Raw genomic sequence first — 21647 nt, forward strand, 5'->3', positions numbered from 1 at the left:
AGTTAATAATTTAAAAGACTGTAATTAATAGTACCATTTATTATTATTAATGACATAATCTTAAGTTATATATTATGTCATATTTTGAAACATAGTTACTATGTTTAAAATTCCATATCCCCATTGAGGGTTAGGATAAATATCACCAATTCTTTTAGTAGTACCTCTTGCAAGAAAAGTTTTTATACTTTGAGAATACATATAAGGATAATTACCATTAATAATTCCCCATTCAAACAGCATAGCGCAAGTTCCAGCTAATATAGCAGCTGATACACTTGTCCCGTTAACAATTGCAGTTTGATTATTTGGTGCTACAGTTAAAGCATTTACTCCACCAGCAACAACATCTATTTTATTTTGAAAATTTTCCATAAATGCTACACCGGAATAATCTACCATATTATTATTATTTTGATTGTAAGCAGCAGCAGTAATTAAATATTCAGAAGTTCCTGGATTGGTAATGGTTCCATAAGGATCAGCCCAACTAAATCCTGTATCTTTATGTTTAATACCTTCTTGAGGCATCCACGCATTAACTTTTCCATCTAAAATATAGTTTCCAATTAATCTAAGTTTCCATAGTCCTGGTTGTATGTTATAAAATCTAATACGTATTAATTCATCACCAGTGAATTCTTCTGGCAAATAGTAATTAACTTTTATTGACGTTTTTTCAAATATAAATGTATAAAGTTCAGTAGAATTAATCAAAGGAGGCATTGTACCTGTATTTTCTCCAGATGGGGAAACTATATCTAAAGAAACTACATTTGGAGACTCTGTCCAAATCTCAACCCAAAGATTTTTTTCTTCAGGGGATACATCCATTTCAATTGCTTTTATATAGTTAGTATAAGACAATACATTACTAGTATGATTTTTTTTGTTTCTCTCGTTTCCAGTTCCCGTAACAACTGCAATCCCACTATTGGATGATAGTGTTTCTAAATATTTTTCTAAAATATCATTTCCAGTATGACTTCCTAAGTTACTTCCAAGAGGAAGATATATAACTATTGGTTTAGAAACACGTAAAGAATATTTATATAAAAATTCTAAGGCTGCAAAGATAGAAGTTATATTAAATACAGGTATATTTACATTAAATTGTTCTTTAAATGAATAATCCTCTACTAATTTTACCACTACAAAATCAGACGATGGTACTACACCTTTTAGATTTGGATTTTTACCAGTTCCTCCAATTAGTCCAGCCATATTTGTACCATGACCTATATCATCTTTTGTTGGTACTATTTCATATGGTGATTTTCCATTTATAGATGCTTTAATAGCTTCATCTATTTTATCTTTTAAATAAATGCTACCAAAAGGTATACGGTCACTATCAGTATCATTATTTATTGTTTGATCCCATATACACTCAATTCTTGTTTTTCCATTTGAATCCATAAATTCTTCACATAAATAATCAATTCCTGTATCTATAATACCGATATTAACACCTTTTCCTGTTAAATTTAAAGGTAAATCTATCTGTAAAAAATTAGCTTGAGAGGCTTCAAGTGGAGAAATAGATTGAAGTGTATACATTTCAGCAGGTTTTACATATACAATGGAAGGAAATTTTGACAGTATATCAGTTAGCTCTGTGTCTTTGGGTACAGATATTATTGCATATTTATCATTAATTAATAATACATAATAATTAGGTTCTTTAGAAATTTCGCCCATAATATCACCTTGATATTGAATAATATAATTATCATTATTTGTATCATTAAAAATATTTCTAGGAATATTAAATTGCCTTTTCATAGTTTACCTCCTATAATATCTTTTGGAATTCGTATAAACAAATCATCTACATAATATTCGATGAATTCATCATATGTATTAATAGAGTCCCTATATGATCTACGAACAAATGTATTAATAGAGTTTCTATATGATCCACCAATAAAATTAAAAATTCCTAATAAATCTAAATCACCATAACCAGTTTCTTCATTTGGAAATGTAAATATCTTATTTCTATATGCTCCATGCATTAAATAACTTCTAACTTTTTTTGAATATATAGCTGGATCATTTTTATTTATAATTGCCCATTCTAATAAAAGTGCACAAACACCAGCTACTATTGCAGTAGCTGCAGAACTTCCAGATAGCAAGGAAGTGCCACCAGAAACTTGAGTTGTTAAAATATTTATTCCTATAGTAGCAACATCAGGATTAATTGCATTATTTGTATTAAATCCTTTTCCTGAAGCAGCAATTAAAGCATTATCATTGCCGTAGTAAGATGTAGTAACAGTATTAAAAGCTGTACTTGGTATTGTTAATGTATTAAGAGGATTTGGTTCGAGAAATATTGTATTTTCTGGCAAAGTAATTTTAGGTTGAAGCCAAATATCAAATCTTCCATTAGTAATATACTCTCCTAATAATTCGAATTTCCATATTCCGGGTTTTATAGCATTAAAACTGATATCGATAACCTCATGACCTGTATAATATTCAGGAGTATAGTAGTCAATATTTACAGTAGTATTTACAAAAACAAAATTAAATTTTTGAGATTTACCTATTTTTGATTTAATTAATTTAGAGGATTCTCCAGTTGGAGAAATTATAGTTAAAGAAGCTCTATTAGGTTTTTGTACCCATATTTTAAATGAAAAATATTTAAGTTCTTTAGATATCTTTAATTCAACTGTTTTCACATCATTTACATTTTTAATATAACCAGATGTATGGCATTGAGAGTCGCCTTCATTTCCTACACCAGTCACTATAACTATACCTCTTATACTTGAAATAGACGATACATATCTAGAAATTAAATTCATACCATCATGGCTACCTTCAGTACTTCCAACACCTAAGTATATTACCATTGGCTTTTTTACTCGTAGAGCAAAATTTTTTAGATATTCTATTGCATATAAAACTTCTGATGCATTATAAACGGGAATAGGACTAATTCTATTTTCAACTAATGTTTTTTTAAAATTTGTTGATTCAAATAATTTTACAACAACAAAGTCACTATTTTCAGCTATTCCTTTAAATTTAGAATTATATCCTTTAGCACCAATAATTCCAGCAACTTTTGTTCCATGCCCAATTTCATCTTTTGAAGGAACAATTTTATATGGATCTTCATTATTTTTATAAGCATTAATTGCATTATTTATTTGCTCATTTGAATAACTTTCACCAATATATAAAGAATTATCAATATTGGACTTTTCTCTAATGCTTTGATCCCAAATATTAATAATTCTTGAAGTACCATCTTCTCTAATAAATTCTTCATTTAAATAATCTATACCTGTGTCAACTATTCCAACTAATACGTTTTTTCCAGTTAAATTTAAATACGGATTAATTTTAATAACATTTATATTATCAACAGAATTTGGAGAAATATCTTGCAATACAAACATAGCTCTAAAATCTACAAATATAATTTCAGATACATCTTTTAAAAGTCGAGGTAAATCAGAAGAATTTACTGCTATAACTCCAAGAGTTTCATTAATTATATCTCCACAGGCATATGAGATTTTATCTATTTTTTCTTTAAAATTGCCTCTATATTCGATTAAGTAGTTTTCTGGATTTGGATCAAAGTATAAATTACATTGACGTTTATCATTTATCATTCATATTTAACTCCTAAGAATTATTATTTATATTATTATATTGTAATAATAAGTGCTTAATGATATTAGATTTATAATTATAGCAAATAAAAAAGCTAAATTGCCTAAATGAAAGTATTGAGATTACCTTAAATAAAATATAAAATAATTATTTGTAAAACAACATATATGAATTTGATATATGCTATAATATAAATCGCTTAAAATTTCACGTAAAAGATTGGAGTTAATTATGAAAGTAAATACTTTTATACCTAAATATATATATGATTTTAAATGTATAGGTCCAAAGTGTACAGATACATGTTGTGCAGGATGGGATATAAATATAGATTTAGATACATATAATAAATACATTAACAGTGAAGGGAAACTTAAAGATTTAGTACAAGGAAAGTTTATTAAAGATAAAAATGAACATGATACTTTTAATCATGGATTTATGATACTTAAAGATAAAAGTACATGTCCTTTTTTAAATTCTAATATGCTTTGCGATATACATGGAGAAATTGGAGAAGAGAATCTTTGTATAACTTGCAAAAGATATCCTAGAGTGTTTAATATTGTAGATGGTGTATATGAAAAGAGTGGATTACCTTCATGTGAAGAAATATGTTTTAAAGCATTTTTAAATAAAGATAAAATGGAGTTTATTGAATCAGAAGAGGAGCTTAATGAAGATACCATAGAAATAAGACGAATTATTGATAGTGAATCATTCGATGGAACAGAAAGTCTTCTTCAATATTTTTGGGATATAAGAGTAATTTCTATAAATATTATGCAATTAAGAGATTTTTCTATAAATGAACGATTAAATATTCTTACTGAGTTTTATGAAAAAATACAAAAACTATACAATTCTAATAATTATGATGCTTTGGAAGAACTTTTAGAAGAGTTTAATGAAGAATCAATGAATTACTATTGTTTAAATGGAGTAGAACTGAGAGAAAACAATATATTTTTTACTATGTTAGCGGATGAAACACTTATAAATAATATAAGAAGTTTTAAACTTAAAAAGTGTGTAAATGAATATAAAAATGGTATTTTGAAAGTGAAGGATGTATCTGAATATTTAGAAGATCACAATAACATTTTTAATTTTATAAAAGAGTATAGTTATATTTTTGAAAATTATATGGTAAACCAGATTTTCAAAGATCTAATACCTTTTAATAAAGGACAGAATTTACTACAAAGCATTAATATATTAAAAAATAGTTATAGAATAATTAAAGCATACATAATTGGAATTTCTATAAATTCTAATAATAAAATAACAGAAAATGATATTATAAGAGTTATTCAAGCTTTGAGTAAAGATATAGAACATAACATGGTTTTTAAAGAACTGCTAGAAGGTAAAAACATCAATTAGCATTAAGGCGAACACTTTTTTTGTTCGCTATATTATCGGGTATCACAATTTCATATTTAGAATTTATATAATAAATGTCTTAGTATCTATAAAATGAACATTAAATATAATTATCTCTTGAATTTTATTACATTTTTAGGTATCATTATACTATTCAATAAATTACCATAATAGGTATTAATTATATTTATAATTAATTTATCTTTACATATTATAATGTCTTAAAATTAAAATAATCATTATAGTATATTTTTTTAATTATCAAAGCAAACGTTTGCATAAAGCTTAAACTTAATATTCTTAATTAATGCAAAATCATGTTAATATTTCATAATAAATAACATATTAATTGGCGTATTCTTTTAATAAAATAACCATTTAAATAAAGAAAATACTAATGATCTTGTTTTAATTATGAAACCAGTATATTTTTTAAAATTTACTCAATATAGCTTGTATCAATAGATAACTAGGGAAGGGGGTATAAATAATAAATAGTTTAAATACTGATTTTAAAGAGTTAAATAAAAATAAAGGGGGAAATAAAAAATGAAATTTATGAATAAAAAATTAAAAAAAATTTTAGGATTTGTATTAGTTTTAATGATAACGATTACGTTAAATTTATCTTCTAATACTTGTATTTATGCATCATCTATTAACACAAATTACAAAGCTTATGTAATGGCTCCATTAGATAAGATAAATGATTGGGACAAGTTTAAAGAACAACTAATAACTCTTAAAAATAAGGGGATATACGCTCTTACCACAGATGTATGGTGGGGTGATGTTGAATGTCAAGGTGATAATCAATTTGACTGGAATTATTATAAAACATATGCAAATGTTGTTCGTGAATCAGGATTAAAATGGGTTCCTATTATATCTACGCATGAATGTGGTAGCAATGTAAATGATTCAGCATATAGACCGCTACCTTCATGGTTATGGACACAAGATACAGTTGATAATATGCAATTTAAAGATGAAATAGGACGTTGGGATAAAGAATCTCTTAGTCCTTGGTGGTCTGGAATTGAAAAGCAATATGATGAACTTTATGCTTCATTTGCATCAAACTTTAGTGACTATAAAGATATTATAACTAAAGTTTACCTTTCTGGTGGTCCTTCAGGTGAATTAAGATTTCCATCTTATAATATAGCATTAAACTGGAAGTATCCAGAACGTGGATATTTGCAATGCTATAGTGATGCAGCTGTATCAGATTTTCAAAATTCAATAAAAAATAAGTATACAACTATTTCTTCTGTTAATGATGCTTGGAATACAAATTTAACAAGTTTTGAAGAAATAACTCCTCCTACTGATGGAGATAACTTTTTTGAGAATGGTTATAAGACAACTTACGGAAAAGACTTTTTAAAATGGTATCAAGGAGTTCTTGAAAAACATTTGGATAAAATAGCTTCAATTGCACATGAAAACTTTGACCCAATTTTTAATGTTAGAATAGGAGCAAAAGTATCTGGTGTACATTGGCTTATTAATAGTCCAAGCATGCCACGTTCTACAGAGTATTGTGCAGGTTATTATAATTATAGCTCTTTGCTCGATGAATTTAAAGAATCAAATCTTGATTTAACTTTTACATGCCTTGAGATGAATGATTCAGATGCATATAAAGATCCATTTTATTCAGAACCAAAAAGCCTGATTATAAATGTTGCAAATTTAGCTAAAGAAAAAGGTATGAAAATCTTTGGAGAAAATGCATTAGATATTAAAGATAATAATCAATCATATGAAAATTGCGCTGAAATGTTATATAATTATAATTTTTCAGGATTTACTCTTTTAAGATTTGGAAATCTTTTTAATAATGATGGTACAGTAAAAGCTGAACTTGATTCTTTTGCAAATATTGTTGTAAAAAAACCTGTTCCTGTAACATTTACAGTAGATAATGTTAACTTAAGAAATGGAGAAAGTTTATATTTAACAGGAGATGGATGGGAAATGGCTGATTGGACTACTGGATTATATCCATCACAATTTGATTATAAAGATGGAAAAGCAGTAGTAACTGTAAATCTTGCTGAAGGTAATAATTATGAATTTAAAGCTATAAAGAAGGATAGCAATGGAAAAGTAATTTGGGAAAATGGAAGTAATCATTCTTATACTGTTCCAATAGGTGGAGGATCATATAATTTTAGTTGGAATAATTAAAAAAATAATAATTATTTAATGTTAAGGGGCTGTTGCAAAAATGCAGCAGCCCCAATTCATCCACTTAAATATTTTTTTATATTATCGAGTTACCATAGTTGCTAATTTATTTCCAAATGTAACAGGGTTATCAGGAACCCATACTTTTCTATTTTTATCATCAGTTACTTTTTTAAACGCAAATGTATTTTCTACAGTGTCTGATGATGGTTCTGCACCAGTACAGTTTTCTATTAACTTTGAAATATAAAGTTCAGATAATTTATTTAATGCTGTTTTTCTATCTGTAATATTCATATTTTGTACTTCAGTCATTGCATCATTAGCAGCTTTTTCATCAAGACCTACTATATCAACATGAGTTGTTTTTATTTTTACAACTGCAGTTTCAGCATCACTTGATACTGGTTCTATAGTACAAGTTGTTCTTTTTTGAGCATTTAATTGAGCTTCAAAAATATTGTTTATGTTATCATCTGTAAATGATAAGCCAGCAGAATTTAGATTATTTTTAATTGCATCCTTAAATGTTTGTTCAAGTTGTGTGTTTAATGTTTTTGCTTCCTCATCATTAAGACCTAGAGATGTTAGAGCACTTGTATCTCCATAAATTGTTAAGTGGTGAAATGCTTCAGCAAATTTTTCTGGTGTTTCAGTCTTTTTACCACATCCTGCTATCATAGTCACTAACATTAAAGTAGATAAAAGTACTGTAATAAGTTTTTTAAAATTTTTCATTATTAATCCCCCTATGTAATTAAATGATCTGTTAAGTTATATAAAAAAATAAAGAGAGACTTTTATAATAGCTTAACAAATTCTACTTACTTATTATCGTATGCATATAACATAACTTTACTTTTTATATATATTTAATATATTTTAGTATAAAATGTTATGAGATATTAGTAATTAATATGAGTTATTGAGTAAAAAATAAATGATGAATTTAATAAAAGCATTATAGAAAAAAGTACGTTGATAAGTTGAAAATGGTTATCGAGAAAAACTAAAAAATCATAAAAGTCAAATTGTTCAAAAATAAAGGAGGAGTAATATGAAAATATACACAATAGGACATTCTAACTACTCTTTAGAGAGATTAATTTATATGCTAAAGCATTATGATATTGATACTGTTGTTGATATAAGAGGGATTCCATACTCTAAGTATAATGTTCAATTTAATAAAGAGACAATACAAAAAGCTTTAACACAAGCAGGATTTATATATATTTATATGGCAGAAGAATTCGCTGCTAATCGAAGTTTAAAAATATCTTATACTGAGGAAGGATATGCAGATTTCGAAAAAGTAGTTAATGAATCTTCTTTTCTCAAAGGTATAGATAGACTAAAGAATGGAATAAATAAAGGTTATAGAATAGTATTACTTGGAGCTATGCAAGACCCAATAAGATGCCACAGGAGTATACTTGTTGGAAGAGCTTTAAGAGATAAAGGATTTAATGTTAAACATATATTGGATGATCATTCTATAGGAACACAAGAAGATATAGAAAAAAATCTTTTGGATAAATACTTTAGCAATAGAGCTCAACTTACAATAGATAGTTTATTAGGAAATGAAGCTAGTGAGGAAGAAATAATAAGAGAGAGCTATAGGCTAGCTAATAAAGAAATTGGATTTAGAGTTGAGGGTATAAACCTTCTATAGTCACTTTATGTTTTCATAAAATATGGTGTGACAATAATTAATTTAATACATATTGATGTATTATAGTATTAATTTAAATAACTGTATTTAAGTACTAAATTAAGGAGATAAATCATGAATATAGATTTCCATGTACATGGTATTCTTAGTAAAAAACTTAATTTTGATCCTGAATTATTTTTGTTAGGAATAGAATATGCAAAAGAAAATGGCTTGGATGGATTTATTTTATGTGAACATTTTAATGCAGTTGATCTAATGTCTTCATACTCTTATTTAGAAAATAACTATGAATATGATGGAGATAGATATATTGTTAATGGGTTTTCAGTTTTTATTGGTATGGAAGTAGATATAAGATATGGCGGTCATGTCATAGTATCAGGAAACAGGGATTCTATATTAAAAATTAGAACTGCTCTTGAACCTCATGTTAAAAAAAATAATTTTATTCCTTTTGGAAAACTACTAGATTTAGGTGAAAAATATGAATGCTTAATTATAGGCAGCCATCCTTATAGAGAAAATCACAAATTATACTTACAGCCTAAAAAGTATTTAGAGAGATTGGATGCACTAGATTTAAATACAAAAGATATTTATAAAAGAGGTATTGAGATTGTAGAGAATGAAGTAGCAAATTTATCAAAAATTTTAAATATACCCTATGTAACAGGAAGTGATAGTCATTATCCAGTACAACTTGGTACTGTAAAGACATGCTTTGAAACTGAATGTCATACAATAAAAGAATTAAAGGAATGTATAAAAAATAAAAAATATAAAATAGAGATATCTAAAGCTTTAAAATTAAAAGTATACACTTCTAAAATAACAAAAAATTATTTAAAAAAACAGATAAAACTATCAAAACAAAGCTGTAAATAAAAATAATTAAGATTAATTAGGCTTTATACATTTTTTAAATCATTCATATACTATTTTAAGAATAATTGTTAAGGATAATCGTAATGAAGGATTTTTTTAATAAACTTTTAATATACAATAGGAAGAATTTTATTGATGGTGCAGGTGCAAATTATGAAACTATTGTTACTAACTATGTTAATCTAAATAACTTTTCAAGTAAAACTCAATATATTATATGGGTAGATTTAAAAAATTTCAAAGTAAATATATTTAATGGAAGTAAAGGAAAATGGAAAATAGTTCATAGTTATTTATGTACAATTGGTAAAAAAGAAACACCTACTCCTACCGGAACTTTTACAATTGGAGTGAAAGGCTTATATTTTGGAGTGAATAAGGGGTATAAGTGTTGGTATTATACACAATTTAAGGGAAACTATTTATTTCACTCTATAATATATAATTTAGATGGATCAATTAGAGATGGAAGATTAGGAAAGGCTTTATCTGATGGTTGTATTAGGCTAAATAAAATAAATGCAAAATGGATCTGGGATAATATTCCCGAAGCAACTAAAGTTGTAATAAGTTAAATATAATTTTATCCAACTTATTTCAAAAGCATGGATCTTAATAAATTGAGTTTTATCCATGCTTTTATTTTGTTATTGATAAGAAAAAATTATAGATATAAAATATATATAAATATATTACTTTTATACTATAGTTTAAAATAAATCTTAGCATAAAATTATTTTTGTTTTAAATTTATGTAATTAGAATTAATTGCATATAATTAAAATATAATTGTTTTTCTTAAAACTAATATTAAAAATGGAGAATAAATATGAATATAAATAAAATAATAAATAGAATTGAAAAATTAAGCCCTTATATAAATGGATGGGAAAAAGACAAGAGAGCTTCTGTAATAATACCTTTAGTAGAAATAGATGGAGAAGTACATATATTATTTGAATTAAGATCAAAAAAATTAAATGCTCAACCAGGAGACATATGTTTTCCAGGTGGCAGAATAGATAATAATGAAACACCAAAAGAAGCAGGTATTAGAGAATTTTATGAGGAACTAGGAATTAAAGACATTAAAATAATAAATGAATTAGATCTTACTATAAGGCATGATGGAATGATAATTCATACTTTTCTAGGAATAGTAAATAATATTAATAAATTGTCTATAAATGAAAGTGAAGTAGATCATGTATTTTATATACCTCTTCAATATTTACTTTCATATAATCCATTAAAATCAATGGGTAAATTAACTGTGACTAGATCTGATGATTTCCCATACGATTTAATTTTTAATGGAAAAGATTATAAATTTAAAGAAGGTAAATATATTTCACTTTTTTATAAATATAAAGACTATGTTATATGGGGAATTACAGCAAATATTTTAAAAAATTTTTTAGATAAACTGTCTTAATGACCCAAACCTAGAAAAATTCTAATAAACAACTCAAAGTTTAATAAAGTTTGATTAAAATGAAGGATTAAGGAAGATTACTTAGTCCTTTTATTTTATAGAATTATAGAATAAAATAGTAAAATAAGATAAATATATAATGAAAATGATTAGATATAAATTTATTTGGCATTGAATCAGAATTAAATTATATACAAGTAAATATAATTAATATTTTATGTACATACTATTTTTATAAGTACTTTTATAGTAAGGAGAGATTAGTATGGAAAGAGAACATTATATTATTCAAGGTTTATCAAATTCTAACATGAAAACGCAAGTTAAGAATGCATTAATAAAAATAGAAGGTGTAAATCAAGTGTGTATTGATGCCGCAAGAGAAAGTGTTGAAATAATATACAATAGTCCTGCAACACCATCAAAAATTAGAAATTGTATTTATCATACAGGACATAATATAGAATAATAAAAATTTAATTTAAATTTTTAAAAAAAGTATTGTAATCAATTACAGGCTGCTGTATAATGAACTCAAGATAAAGGTTAAACAATTTATCTTAAGTGAACTGACACTTAAATCCGGCAGAGGAGCATATCAGAAATAGGTATGCAGTTGTGATGGGCAACGTAAAAATCCCTGAAGCAATGTACGACGTACGGCGTACCCAGTTGGCGGACAACTTAAAAATCAGTTACTGGGAAAGAGCAAACATTGGTAAAATGTTTGCTCTTTTTGCAGTTTAGAAAATTAGTATTTATCAACTTATAAGATTTTTTAGATATATCTTAATCATTTGGGTTAATTAACACATCTGAAGAGTTCTTGCCTTAAAACAACTTTTATTTATATATCTAGTTAAAATAAGTTTTACTAAGATTAAATTTAATTTTAAAAAGTGGATATGCTATTTATTGGATGAAATATTATTATTGAGTTACAATATTGTATGTAAGCTAAAATTTATAAAAATAGATAATATATTATAAATCAATAGTGTGGAGGTAAGATTAAATGTTTGAAGAAAATACATACCAAGAAATATTAAATAGATCACATGAAAGGTGTATTAAATATGGCGTGGGAAACAATATTCATAATCCTTCAAGAATACTTAAAAATAAAGAACTTAATATATTGATAAGAAAAAACTGTGAGTTAATAAATATAGCTAGACCATTTATGGAAATACTTTATGACTTTTTAAGAGGATCAGGATTTTCATTATATCTTACAGATAAAAATGGAGTTGTTCTTACTATTATAGGTGATGAAGATATAATAATAGATCAGATTAAAGTTGGAATTGTAGAAGGAACAGATATGAGTGAAAGAAGTGCCGGAACTAATGGTATAGGAACTGCCCTTTATGAAAATTCCTCAATTCAGATTCTGGGCGAAGAACATTTTATAAAAGCTTTTCACATTTGGACATGCTCTTCTGCCGTTATTCATAATGAAAAAAAAGATATAATTGGCTGTTTAAATTTAACTGGTCGACGTCAATTAGCCCACCCTCATACTTTAGGACTTGTAGTGGCAGCTGTAAAATCAATTGAAAATCAATTGAAGGTTGAAAAGACTCAAAAAGAGTTATTTAAAGCACATCAATATTTAAATAAAGTTATGAATTCGTTAAATTTAGGGATTTTTGCTGTAGACATAGAAGGTATAGTGAAAGCTATAAACAACAGTGCATGTGATATGTTAAATATAAAAGAAAAAGATGTTATAAATAAGAATGTAGATTCTATTTTAGATAATTGGGAAGAAATATTTGATCATCTTAAAAGTGGAAGAGCATATGAAAATATAGAAATTACATATTCGAATAAAAAGAAAAGGTTTAATTTGAATGTATATCCAATAAAAGATAAAGAAAAAAATATAAGTGGTATTGTATGTATATTTAAAGATATGAAAAATGTATATAATTTAGTTAATAAGTATACAGGTAGAACAGCCCAATACACGTTTAATGATATAATTGGCAAAAGCGAGCAAATCCTAAAGTTAAAAGAACAAGCGAAAAATATAGCTAATAGTCCTTCTACAGTACTCATTCAAGGAGAAAGCGGAACAGGAAAAGAACTTATAGCTCAATCTATTCACAATAATAGTAATAGAAGAGACTGTAGTTTTGTTGCAATAAATTGTGGAGCAATACCTAAAAGCTTAATAGAGAGTGAGTTATTTGGATATGAAGAAGGAGCTTTTACTGGAGCTAAAAGAGGAGGATGCGCAGGGAAATTTGAACTTGCAAATGGAGGAACACTATTTTTAGATGAAATAGGAGAAATGCCATTAGATATGCAGATAAATCTTTTACGGGTCTTGCAAGAAGGATGTATTACTAGAATAGGTGGAAATAAATGTATTAATGTAAATGTGAGAATTATTGCTGCAACTAACAAAAACTTAAAAAATGAAGTAGAAAAAGGAACTTTTAGAGAAGATTTATATTATAGATTACGTGTAATTCCAATATATGTTCCCTCATTAAGAGAACGAGTTGGTGATATAAAAATTCTTATAGAACATTTTTTGGAAATAAAATCTATTAAATTAGAAAAATGTATTCCAACAATTGACAAAAATCTATATAATAATCTATTAAATTATGATTGGCCAGGAAATATTAGAGAATTAGAAAATTGTATTGAGAATATTATAAATATGGATGGAAATACTTCTTTTAGTTTTGAAAATAAAAAACCAGTTAAAGAAGAGTCTAATTGTAGCAATATAGATTTACAATATGATATGTTCTCATTAGAAGAATTAGAAGAAAGAGCAATAAGAGTTTGCTTAAATAATTGTAAGGGGAATATTACTAAATCCTGCAAAATTTTAGGTATAAATAGAAGCACATTATATGCAAAAATCAAAAAATATAATATTAAGTTTAGATAAAATTAATGTATATATTAAAATTACTGAAAAGCAAATTATAATATATATTTTTATATTGTATAAAAAAACAACAGTGTTGCAAAATACAACAGTATTTATTTAAAAAATGTTGTATTTTACAACACTTTTTTTACTTTGAATTTTATAGAATACAGCATAAACTTTAAGTTTAAAAGATATTTATTAGAATAATGGCATGATACATAAGTTTTTACAGAAAACTTATGATTAAGGAAATTTTAAAATTAAAATTGGCATGATCATTGCTGATAATATATTATGATAAAACCTAAAATGAATTATAAATATATTTTTGCAGTTATAAATGGTATTTTTAAACCGCATTTTAGTGAAAATTAAACTAGGAGGGATTTAGTTATGAAAGGTTTTGCAATGTTGGGCATTAATAAAGTTGGATGGATTGAAAAGGAAAGGCCAGTTGCAGGTCCATATGATGCAATTGTACGTCCATTAGCTGTGTCACCATGTACATCAGATATTCATACTGTTTTTGAAGGTGCACTCGGAAATAGACATAATATGATTTTAGGTCATGAAGCTGTGGGCGAAATTGTTGAAATTGGAAGTGAAGTTAAGGAATTCAAAGTTGGAGATAGGGTTATAGTACCTTGTACAACTCCAGACTGGAGATCTTTAGAAGTTCAGGCTGGTTTTCAACAACATTCAAATGGTATGCTTGCTGGATGGAAATTTTCAAACTTTAAAGATGGAGTTTTTGCAGAATATTTTCATGTGAATGATGCAGATATGAATTTAGCACTTTTACCATCAGAAATATCTTTAGAAAGTGCTGTTATGATAACAGATATGATGACTACTGGTTTTCATGGTGCAGAATTAGCTGATATAAAAATGGGCTCTAGTGTTGTAGTAATAGGAATTGGAGCAGTTGGATTAATGAGTATAGCAGGTTCTAAATTACGTGGAGCAGGTAGAATTATTGGTGTAGGAAGTAGACCAATTTGCGTTGAAACTGCTAAATTTTATGGAGCAACAGATATTGTAAACTATAAAAATGGTGATATAGTTAAACAAATCATGAATTTAACTAATGGAAAAGGTGTTGATCGTGTCATTATGGCAGGCGGTGGCCCTGAAACATTAGGACAAGCTATATCTATGCTTAAACCTGGTGGAGTAGTTTCAAATGTTAACTATCATGGAAGTGGAGATACTTTACCAATACCACGTGTTGATTGGGGATGTGGAATGGCTCATAAGACTATAAGAGGAGGTCTTTGCCCAGGCGGACGTCTTAGAGCAGAAATGTTAAGAGATCTAGTAATATATAATCGTGTTGATTTAAGTAAATTAGTTACACATGTATATAATGGTTTTGAACATATAGAAGATGCTCTTTTATTAATGAAGGACAAGCCAAAAGACTTTATTAAAGCAGTAGTTATATTATAAATAGATTACTATTAAAATATTACTGGAGATTTTAATTTTCGGTAATATTTTTTTATTTAGAAAATTAGTATTATTACTTAAATTAAGTGTGTTATTTATACTAGTAATTAATATATTAAAATTATGATAATATTTTTTAATGACTTTTTATGGAGGATAAACATGTCTGATTTAAATAATAGTGAATTATTACTATTATCTAATTTAATATATCTTAAATTAAATGTATTTAATGAAAATACTGTTGGTAAACTTGTTAAATCTATGTTATATAAGAATAACTTAAATAAAGCAATTTTAACTAGACGTGAATGCAAAGAAGTTGTAAAGAAGAGTGAATGGTTAGTAGTTTTAAAGCAAATACAAGAAAATGATAAACTAAATAACTTAAAGATCGAAAATATAGAAGTTGATAATACTGGAGTGAAAGCTGCTTGCTTTGTTGATAAGCATGATAATCATGTTTTTGTTGTATTTAGGGGCACTAAGACTATAGAAGAGTGGAGTGATAATGGTGAAGGAGCTTATATGTCTGATACACCCGAACAAATAAGAGCATTAAATTATATAAATAATCTTAAATATAAAAACATTACAGTAACAGGTCATTCAAAAGGTGGTAATAAAGCTAAATATGTTGCACTTTTATCAGATAAAGTAAATAGATGCATATCTTTTGATGGACAAGGTTTTTCAAATGAATTTATCAACAGATATTATAATGAAATAAATGCCAATAAAGATAAAGTGTTATCTATTAGCGCTAAGTATGATTATGTAAATTGTCTTCTTAATTCTGTAAATGAAGAGAAAATATATATAAATACATCCTTTCAAAAAAATCCATTATATTATCATAAAGCTAATATAATGTTGGATGGTAATGGTCGTCTTAGAAAAGAGACTAATGAATGCTCATTTGTAAAAATAATATATAACTTTTCCACATCACTAATATCTGAATTGCCAGAACCACATAAAAGTTTTGCTATAAATAGTTTAACTGACATTATTGAACTTATTTTATGTGATAAAGATTTAGACAGTAGTATATTACAAATTGCAAAAGGAATGTTGGTATTATTAGGATATACTAAACACTATAATTTAAAAGCAGAGATAAATTTAGCATACAATTTACTTCAGAGCTTAAGTACACCTCTTGTATTTTGGAATGATTTTATCAGAAGTGAAGAAAGTAAGTCTACATTAATATTAAATGATACATTATCAAAATTTAAAGCTTATCAAGAAAATATAATCTTTAAACTTAAAAGTTTAGGAACAGAGGGTGAACAAATAGCAGTTGTTATTGATAATGCTACTGATAATTTAATATATGATTTTAAAAATTCTCATTAATGAGAAAAAAACCATATTGTTCAATTATTAATATAGTTTTTGTTATTAAAGAAGACATTATTCATTATATGTTATATAATGATATAGATATTACAAAATATTATTAGATAAACTTAATATTAGGGGAGCTTACGCAAGTAGGCTGAGAGGAAGTTAAATGCAACTTCGACCCTTAACCTGATTTGGATAATGCCAACGTAGGGAATACACATTAAATGTTTTTAATGGGATATATCTTTATTGGTATATCCCATATTTTATTTTTAGGAGGAATTTGTTATGAACAAGAAAAAAACTTTATTAAACAATGGCTTATTATGGTTTGGAGCCTCTGTATCCATTGCAGAAATACTAACAGGTGGTTTAATAGCCCCACTTGGCCTAAAAAAAGGTATTTTAGCAATACTTTTAGGACATCTTATAGGATGTACACTTTTATATTTTGCAGGACTTATAGGAACTAATAGTGGTTTATCTTCAATGGAATCATCTAGAATATCTTTTGGGAAACATGGTTCTTATATTTTTTCTTCATTAAATATTTTACAGTTAGTTGGATGGACAGCTATAATGATTATTGGTGCAGCAAATGTATTAAATGCAGTATCTAATAGTTTATTTGGATTTGAAAATAAAGCATTATGGTGTATTTTAATAGGAATATTAATTATTATATGGATATTAATAGGCTTTGAAAATCTTGGCAATCTAAATGTTATTGCTGTTGGTGGACTTTTTATTTTAACACTTATTCTTGGAATAGTTATTTTTAAAGGAACAAGTATTGAATTATATGATAATAGTTTAAGTTTTGGAATGGCAGTTGAATTATCAGTTGCAATGCCACTTTCATGGTTACCACTTATAGCTGATTACACTAGAAATATAAAAGATAGTAAATTAATAACACCTATAAGTGTTTTAAGCTATTTTTTTGGTAGTGTGTGGATGTATATAATAGGTCTAGGTGGAAGCTTATATGCAGGAACTTCAGATATTGCACAAATTCTTATGCAAGCGGGACTTGGAATTATAGCTATGATAATCGTTCTAATGTCAACTGTGACAACAACCTTTTTAGATGTTTATTCAGCAGGTGTTAGTTGTACAAACATAAGTGAAAAAATCAGCACAAAGCATATATCTGTTATTGTTTGTATAATTGGAATATTAATTGCTATGTTTACTCCAATAGAGCAGTTTGAAAACTTTTTATATTTAATAGGTTCTGTATTTGCACCAATGATAGCAATAGTTATAACAGATTACTTTATACTAAAAAACAGAGAATTAAATTCAAAACTTAATGTGTTAAATTTAATTATATGGATAATTGGTTTTATTATTTATAGAATGTTTATGCAAATAAATATAGTAGTAGGAAATACCTTACCAGTTATGATAATAATAAGTTTTATATGTATAGTTGTAAATATATTAAAAGAAAAGTTACATAGATTTAACGTTAAATAATTATATAATACGAAAACAAATAGGGTAGGGTAAAAAATACTTTACCTTATTTGTTTTTTATGTAAAATTATAATAAATAATATACAAAGTTTTATACTTATATTAGAAATATGATAATATAAGTATAAAAATAAAACTTTATAGAAAAATGAGGAAACAACATGTCTATTTTAAATAAGTTATTAGAACCTAAGTTATTAAGCTGCCTAGAGAATGATATAAATATTGAAGATGAACTAATTAATAAGAAAGATCTTTCAAATAATCTGATTCAGGATTGTAAATTAGATTATACAAATGAAGAAAGAGTAGAAATAAACGGATGTAGGTTTGTAAATGTTATATTTAATGAATGTTCTTTTAGAAATATAAGTTTGCTAGACGTTATATTTGAAAATTGTGATCTATCTAATATAGATTTTTCTGATGGAAGCATACACAGAGTGGAATTTAAAAATTGCAAATTAACAGGAAGTAATTTTGGTGGATCTAATATGCAAAATGTACTTTTTAAAGAATGTTTATGTAAGTATTCGAATTTTTCATATTCAAAGATGAAATTAATAAATTTTGATGAATGTAATATGGAAAGTGGAATTTTCTTAGAATGTAATTTTAACAAAGTAGCTTTTAATAGTTCTAATTTAATATTCGGTGAATTTACCAATACCCTTCTAAAAGGAATAGATTTTACTAATAGTGATATATCATCAATTATATTGACGGGAAAAGAGCTAAAGGATGTTATAGTATCACCTCTTCAAGCTTTAGAATTATCTAAAATACTTGGAATTATCATTAAGTAGAACTAAAAAATATATGTATATTAGAAAGTATTTCTATTATATTTAATATTTGTAAGGAGAATTATAATGAGAGAATTTAAAATTGGAATATACAGACACTTTAAAGGAAAAGAATATGAAGTTATTGATATGGCAATTCATAGTGAGACAAGGGAAAAGTTCGTAGTATATAAAGCGCTATATGGAGATTTTAAAACTTTTATTAGGCCTTATGATATGTTTATGAGCAAAGTTGATAAAGAAAAATATCCAGATATAAAACAAAAATATAGATTTGAATATATACATGACTAAAACAGTGGTTAATTATAGCTATATATTAAATTCATGATATATTGTATAATTGAAGTTAGACAAATTTTGAATTAAATTAACAATATTAATACTATAATAAGATATTTATAAATATTATTTAATTAAGGAGCTGATTTTTTAATGAGCAAAGTTATTGTTATTGGAGCAGGCCCAGCAGGAATGATGGCTGCAATAACAGCTGCAAAAGAACATAAAGTAACGTTATTAGATGGTAATGAAAGACTAGGAAAAAAGCTGTTTATTACTGGTAAGGGTAGATGTAATGTTACAAATGCTAAGGATATTTCTGAATTTTTTGATTACATACCTGGTAACCCGCATTTTTTATATAGTGCATTATATACATTTACTAATGAAGATACTATGAATTTCTTTTCTAATGAAGGAATTAAATTAAAAGTAGAACGTGGAGATAGAGTATTTCCTGAATCTGATAAATCTTCTGATATAATTAGGGGTTTATCAAATGCATTAAGTAGAACAGATGTTAAAATAAAATTAAATTCAAAGGTTACTGATATAAAATATAAGGATAACAACATAACTGGTATTGAAATAAATAATGACGAGATTTTAAAAGCAGATCATTATATTATAGCAACTGGTGGAGCTTCTTATCCTCTTACTGGTTCAAGAGGTGAAGGACAAGAATTTTCTAAAAAATTAGGACATAAAGTAATTCCATTAAAGCCAGCACTTGTACCTATGGTTGTAAAAGATGCAAAAACTAAAGAGCTTATGGGATTATCATTAAAAAATGTAGAAGTTACAATAAAAGAAAATGATAAGAAAGTTGTATATAAAAATTTTGGTGAAATGTTATTTACACATTTTGGTGTATCAGGTCCACTTATTTTAAGTGGAAGTAGATTTATAGAGAATAACAAAAACTATAAATTACATATAGATCTTAAACCATCATTAAACTTAGGTGAATTAGATAAAAGAATACAAAGAGATTTTAATAAATACTTAAATAAAGATTTTAAAAATTCATTAAATGAATTATTACCACAAAAACTAATTCCAATGATAATAGAAATGTCTAATATACCTGAAGAAAAGAAAGTTAATGAAATCACCAAAGAAGAAAGAAGAAATTTAGTTAACCTTCTTAAAGATTTTTCATTCGATCTAAATGGGCTAAGACCACTTGCTGAAGGAATTGTAACAAAAGGCGGAATAGATGTTAAAGAAATTGATCCATCTACTATGAGATCTAAGATTATAGATAATCTTTCTTTTTGTGGTGAAGTTATGGATGTAGATGCTTTTACTGGTGGTTATAATGTACAAATTGCATTTGCAACTGGAGTAATTGCTGGAAGTCATATTGAATAAGAACTAAATATCTTCTTGTTTGAAGTAATAAAAAATTATATAATCTTATTAAAGGTTTTTAAACTAATTTAAGATTTTTAGAAAAGAGGAGTAAGTTTTGAAAATAGCAGTAGCAATAGATGGTCCAGCAGGTGCTGGAAAAAGTACAATAGCAAAATTAGTAGGTAAAGAGTTTAATCTTATGTATATAAATACTGGTGCTATGTATAGAGCTGTAGCATTAAAATGTAAAGAAAATAATATATCTGAAAATAATATAGAAAAGATATGTTCATTAATAGATACTATGGAAATGCATTTTGAAGATGATGATTTAATTTTGAATAATGAAAATATTCAAGATAAAATAACTCTACCAGAAATAAGTAGTATAGTATCATCTTATGCATCTATATCTGAAGTAAGAAGTAAATTGGTTAAACTTCAAAGATACATGTCAAGTAAATTTGATGTTATAATGGACGGAAGGGATATTGGCACAGTTGTACTTAAAGATGCTAATTTTAAATTTTTCTTAACTGCTACACCTGAAGAAAGAGCAAATAGAAGATTTAAAGAACTTAAGAATAGAAATATTGAATGTTCATATGATAATATCTTAAAGGATATTATAGATAGAGATTACAAAGATACTCATAGAGAAATAGACCCATTAAGAAAAGCTGATGATGCTATTGAAATAGACACTACTGGTTTAAATATATCTGAGGTCACAGAAAAAATTAATTCTTATATCAGAAAGTCAATTTAAAATATTTAAAGCTTTAGGAGAATACACTA

General features: G+C 26.2%; 18 protein-coding genes and 1 riboswitch. Of the genes, 15 read left to right on the forward strand and 3 right to left on the reverse strand.

Features of this window, described 5'->3' with window-relative positions:
- Positions 1-72: 72 nt before the first annotated feature.
- Together NG918_RS02425 and NG918_RS02430 are read right to left on the reverse strand one after the other, a co-directional pair.
- On the reverse strand, positions 73-1785 hold the full coding sequence (locus NG918_RS02425; RefSeq protein WP_252212286.1) for a S8 family peptidase: 1713 nt from the start codon (positions 1783-1785) through the stop codon (positions 73-75).
- Positions 1782-3638: a S8 family peptidase gene (locus NG918_RS02430; protein ID WP_286673933.1), complete on the reverse strand. Its 1857-nt coding sequence runs from the start codon at positions 3636-3638 to the stop codon at positions 1782-1784. Before NG918_RS02430 ends, NG918_RS02425 begins: the two co-directional genes overlap by 4 nt.
- A gap of 232 nt (positions 3639-3870) precedes the next feature.
- Here NG918_RS02430 and fliB point away from each other — a divergent pair, with 232 nt between their 5' ends.
- Complete coding sequence (fliB, locus tag NG918_RS02435) at positions 3871-5025, forward strand: flagellin lysine-N-methylase (RefSeq protein ID WP_252224334.1); 1155 nt, start codon at positions 3871-3873, stop codon at positions 5023-5025.
- A 549-nt stretch (positions 5026-5574) separates the two neighbouring features.
- On the forward strand, positions 5575-7221 hold the full coding sequence (locus NG918_RS02440) for a family 14 glycosylhydrolase (protein WP_252224336.1): 1647 nt from the start codon (positions 5575-5577) through the stop codon (positions 7219-7221).
- Between the two features lie 81 nt (positions 7222-7302).
- Here the strand turns inward: NG918_RS02440 and NG918_RS02445 are convergent, their stop codons facing one another.
- The gene (locus tag NG918_RS02445) at positions 7303-7959 is read right to left on the reverse strand and encodes a DUF5105 domain-containing protein (protein WP_252224338.1); all 657 of its coding nucleotides are present in this window, start codon (positions 7957-7959) and stop codon (positions 7303-7305) included.
- Between the two features lie 319 nt (positions 7960-8278).
- Between NG918_RS02445 and NG918_RS02450 the strand changes: the two genes are divergently transcribed.
- From NG918_RS02450 to cmk, 13 genes are all read left to right on the forward strand, one after another.
- Positions 8279-8899 carry a DUF488 domain-containing protein gene (locus NG918_RS02450; protein ID WP_252224340.1) on the forward strand — a complete coding sequence of 207 codons (621 nt, stop codon included), beginning with the start codon at positions 8279-8281 and terminating at the stop codon, positions 8897-8899.
- Positions 8900-9013: 114 nt separating this feature from the next.
- Positions 9014-9787, forward strand: a complete 774-nt coding sequence (locus NG918_RS02455) for a PHP-associated domain-containing protein (RefSeq protein WP_252224342.1) — start codon at positions 9014-9016, stop codon at positions 9785-9787.
- Positions 9788-9870: 83 nt separating this feature from the next.
- The gene (locus tag NG918_RS02460) at positions 9871-10362 is read left to right on the forward strand and encodes a L,D-transpeptidase (protein ID WP_252224344.1); all 492 of its coding nucleotides are present in this window, start codon (positions 9871-9873) and stop codon (positions 10360-10362) included.
- Between the two features lie 254 nt (positions 10363-10616).
- Positions 10617-11222 carry an NUDIX hydrolase gene (locus NG918_RS02465; RefSeq protein WP_252224347.1) on the forward strand — a complete coding sequence of 202 codons (606 nt, stop codon included), beginning with the start codon at positions 10617-10619 and terminating at the stop codon, positions 11220-11222.
- Positions 11223-11487: 265 nt separating this feature from the next.
- Positions 11488-11691, forward strand: coding sequence for a heavy-metal-associated domain-containing protein (locus tag NG918_RS02470; RefSeq protein WP_252212278.1), 204 nt, complete (start codon positions 11488-11490; stop codon positions 11689-11691).
- A gap of 546 nt (positions 11692-12237) precedes the next feature.
- The gene (locus NG918_RS02475; RefSeq protein WP_252224351.1) at positions 12238-14136 is read left to right on the forward strand and encodes a sigma-54-dependent Fis family transcriptional regulator; all 1899 of its coding nucleotides are present in this window, start codon (positions 12238-12240) and stop codon (positions 14134-14136) included.
- Between the two features lie 378 nt (positions 14137-14514).
- Positions 14515-15570 (forward strand): NAD(P)-dependent alcohol dehydrogenase, encoded by a 1056-nt coding sequence (locus NG918_RS02480; RefSeq protein ID WP_252224354.1) that lies wholly within the window; start codon positions 14515-14517, stop codon positions 15568-15570.
- A 162-nt stretch (positions 15571-15732) separates the two neighbouring features.
- Positions 15733-16932 (forward strand): Mbeg1-like protein, encoded by a 1200-nt coding sequence (locus NG918_RS02485; protein ID WP_252224356.1) that lies wholly within the window; start codon positions 15733-15735, stop codon positions 16930-16932.
- A gap of 111 nt (positions 16933-17043) precedes the next feature.
- A riboswitch (TPP riboswitch) is annotated at positions 17044-17154 on the forward strand.
- Between the two features lie 57 nt (positions 17155-17211).
- Entirely contained in the window at positions 17212-18405 is a 1194-nt protein-coding gene (gene cytX, locus NG918_RS02490) for a putative hydroxymethylpyrimidine transporter CytX (protein ID WP_252212275.1), read from the forward strand.
- Positions 18406-18566: 161 nt separating this feature from the next.
- Positions 18567-19211 (forward strand): pentapeptide repeat-containing protein, encoded by a 645-nt coding sequence (locus NG918_RS02495; RefSeq protein ID WP_252212274.1) that lies wholly within the window; start codon positions 18567-18569, stop codon positions 19209-19211.
- A 66-nt stretch (positions 19212-19277) separates the two neighbouring features.
- On the forward strand, positions 19278-19505 hold the full coding sequence (locus NG918_RS02500; protein WP_252212273.1) for a DUF1653 domain-containing protein: 228 nt from the start codon (positions 19278-19280) through the stop codon (positions 19503-19505).
- A 141-nt stretch (positions 19506-19646) separates the two neighbouring features.
- Entirely contained in the window at positions 19647-20867 is a 1221-nt protein-coding gene (locus NG918_RS02505; protein ID WP_252224359.1) for a BaiN/RdsA family NAD(P)/FAD-dependent oxidoreductase, read from the forward strand.
- Between the two features lie 97 nt (positions 20868-20964).
- Positions 20965-21618: a (d)CMP kinase gene (gene cmk, locus NG918_RS02510; protein WP_252212271.1), complete on the forward strand. Its 654-nt coding sequence runs from the start codon at positions 20965-20967 to the stop codon at positions 21616-21618.
- Positions 21619-21647: the final 29 nt, after the last annotated feature.

The organism is Clostridium sp. ZBS2, assembly GCF_023845855.1.
Lineage (GTDB): Bacteria > Bacillota > Clostridia > Clostridiales > Clostridiaceae > Clostridium > Clostridium aquiflavi.

What these genes read in the sequence shown, in the direction of transcription:
- NG918_RS02425 (WP_252212286.1), bottom strand. Translation starts at nt 1,785, where the DNA reads ATGAAAAGGCAATTTAATATTCCTAGAAATATTTTTAATGATACAAAT.
- NG918_RS02430 (WP_286673933.1), bottom strand. Translation starts at nt 3,638, where the DNA reads ATGATAAATGATAAACGTCAATGTAATTTATACTTTGATCCAAATCCA.
- fliB (WP_252224334.1), top strand. Translation starts at nt 3,871, where the DNA reads ATGAAAGTAAATACTTTTATACCTAAATATATATATGATTTTAAATGT.
- NG918_RS02440 (WP_252224336.1), top strand. Translation starts at nt 5,575, where the DNA reads ATGAAATTTATGAATAAAAAATTAAAAAAAATTTTAGGATTTGTATTA.
- NG918_RS02445 (WP_252224338.1), bottom strand. Translation starts at nt 7,959, where the DNA reads ATGAAAAATTTTAAAAAACTTATTACAGTACTTTTATCTACTTTAATG.
- NG918_RS02450 (WP_252224340.1), top strand. Translation starts at nt 8,279, where the DNA reads ATGAAAATATACACAATAGGACATTCTAACTACTCTTTAGAGAGATTA.
- NG918_RS02455 (WP_252224342.1), top strand. Translation starts at nt 9,014, where the DNA reads ATGAATATAGATTTCCATGTACATGGTATTCTTAGTAAAAAACTTAAT.
- NG918_RS02460 (WP_252224344.1), top strand. Translation starts at nt 9,871, where the DNA reads ATGAAGGATTTTTTTAATAAACTTTTAATATACAATAGGAAGAATTTT.
- NG918_RS02465 (WP_252224347.1), top strand. Translation starts at nt 10,617, where the DNA reads ATGAATATAAATAAAATAATAAATAGAATTGAAAAATTAAGCCCTTAT.
- NG918_RS02470 (WP_252212278.1), top strand. Translation starts at nt 11,488, where the DNA reads ATGGAAAGAGAACATTATATTATTCAAGGTTTATCAAATTCTAACATG.
- NG918_RS02475 (WP_252224351.1), top strand. Translation starts at nt 12,238, where the DNA reads ATGTTTGAAGAAAATACATACCAAGAAATATTAAATAGATCACATGAA.
- NG918_RS02480 (WP_252224354.1), top strand. Translation starts at nt 14,515, where the DNA reads ATGAAAGGTTTTGCAATGTTGGGCATTAATAAAGTTGGATGGATTGAA.
- NG918_RS02485 (WP_252224356.1), top strand. Translation starts at nt 15,733, where the DNA reads ATGTCTGATTTAAATAATAGTGAATTATTACTATTATCTAATTTAATA.
- cytX (WP_252212275.1), top strand. Translation starts at nt 17,212, where the DNA reads ATGAACAAGAAAAAAACTTTATTAAACAATGGCTTATTATGGTTTGGA.
- NG918_RS02495 (WP_252212274.1), top strand. Translation starts at nt 18,567, where the DNA reads ATGTCTATTTTAAATAAGTTATTAGAACCTAAGTTATTAAGCTGCCTA.
- NG918_RS02500 (WP_252212273.1), top strand. Translation starts at nt 19,278, where the DNA reads ATGAGAGAATTTAAAATTGGAATATACAGACACTTTAAAGGAAAAGAA.
- NG918_RS02505 (WP_252224359.1), top strand. Translation starts at nt 19,647, where the DNA reads ATGAGCAAAGTTATTGTTATTGGAGCAGGCCCAGCAGGAATGATGGCT.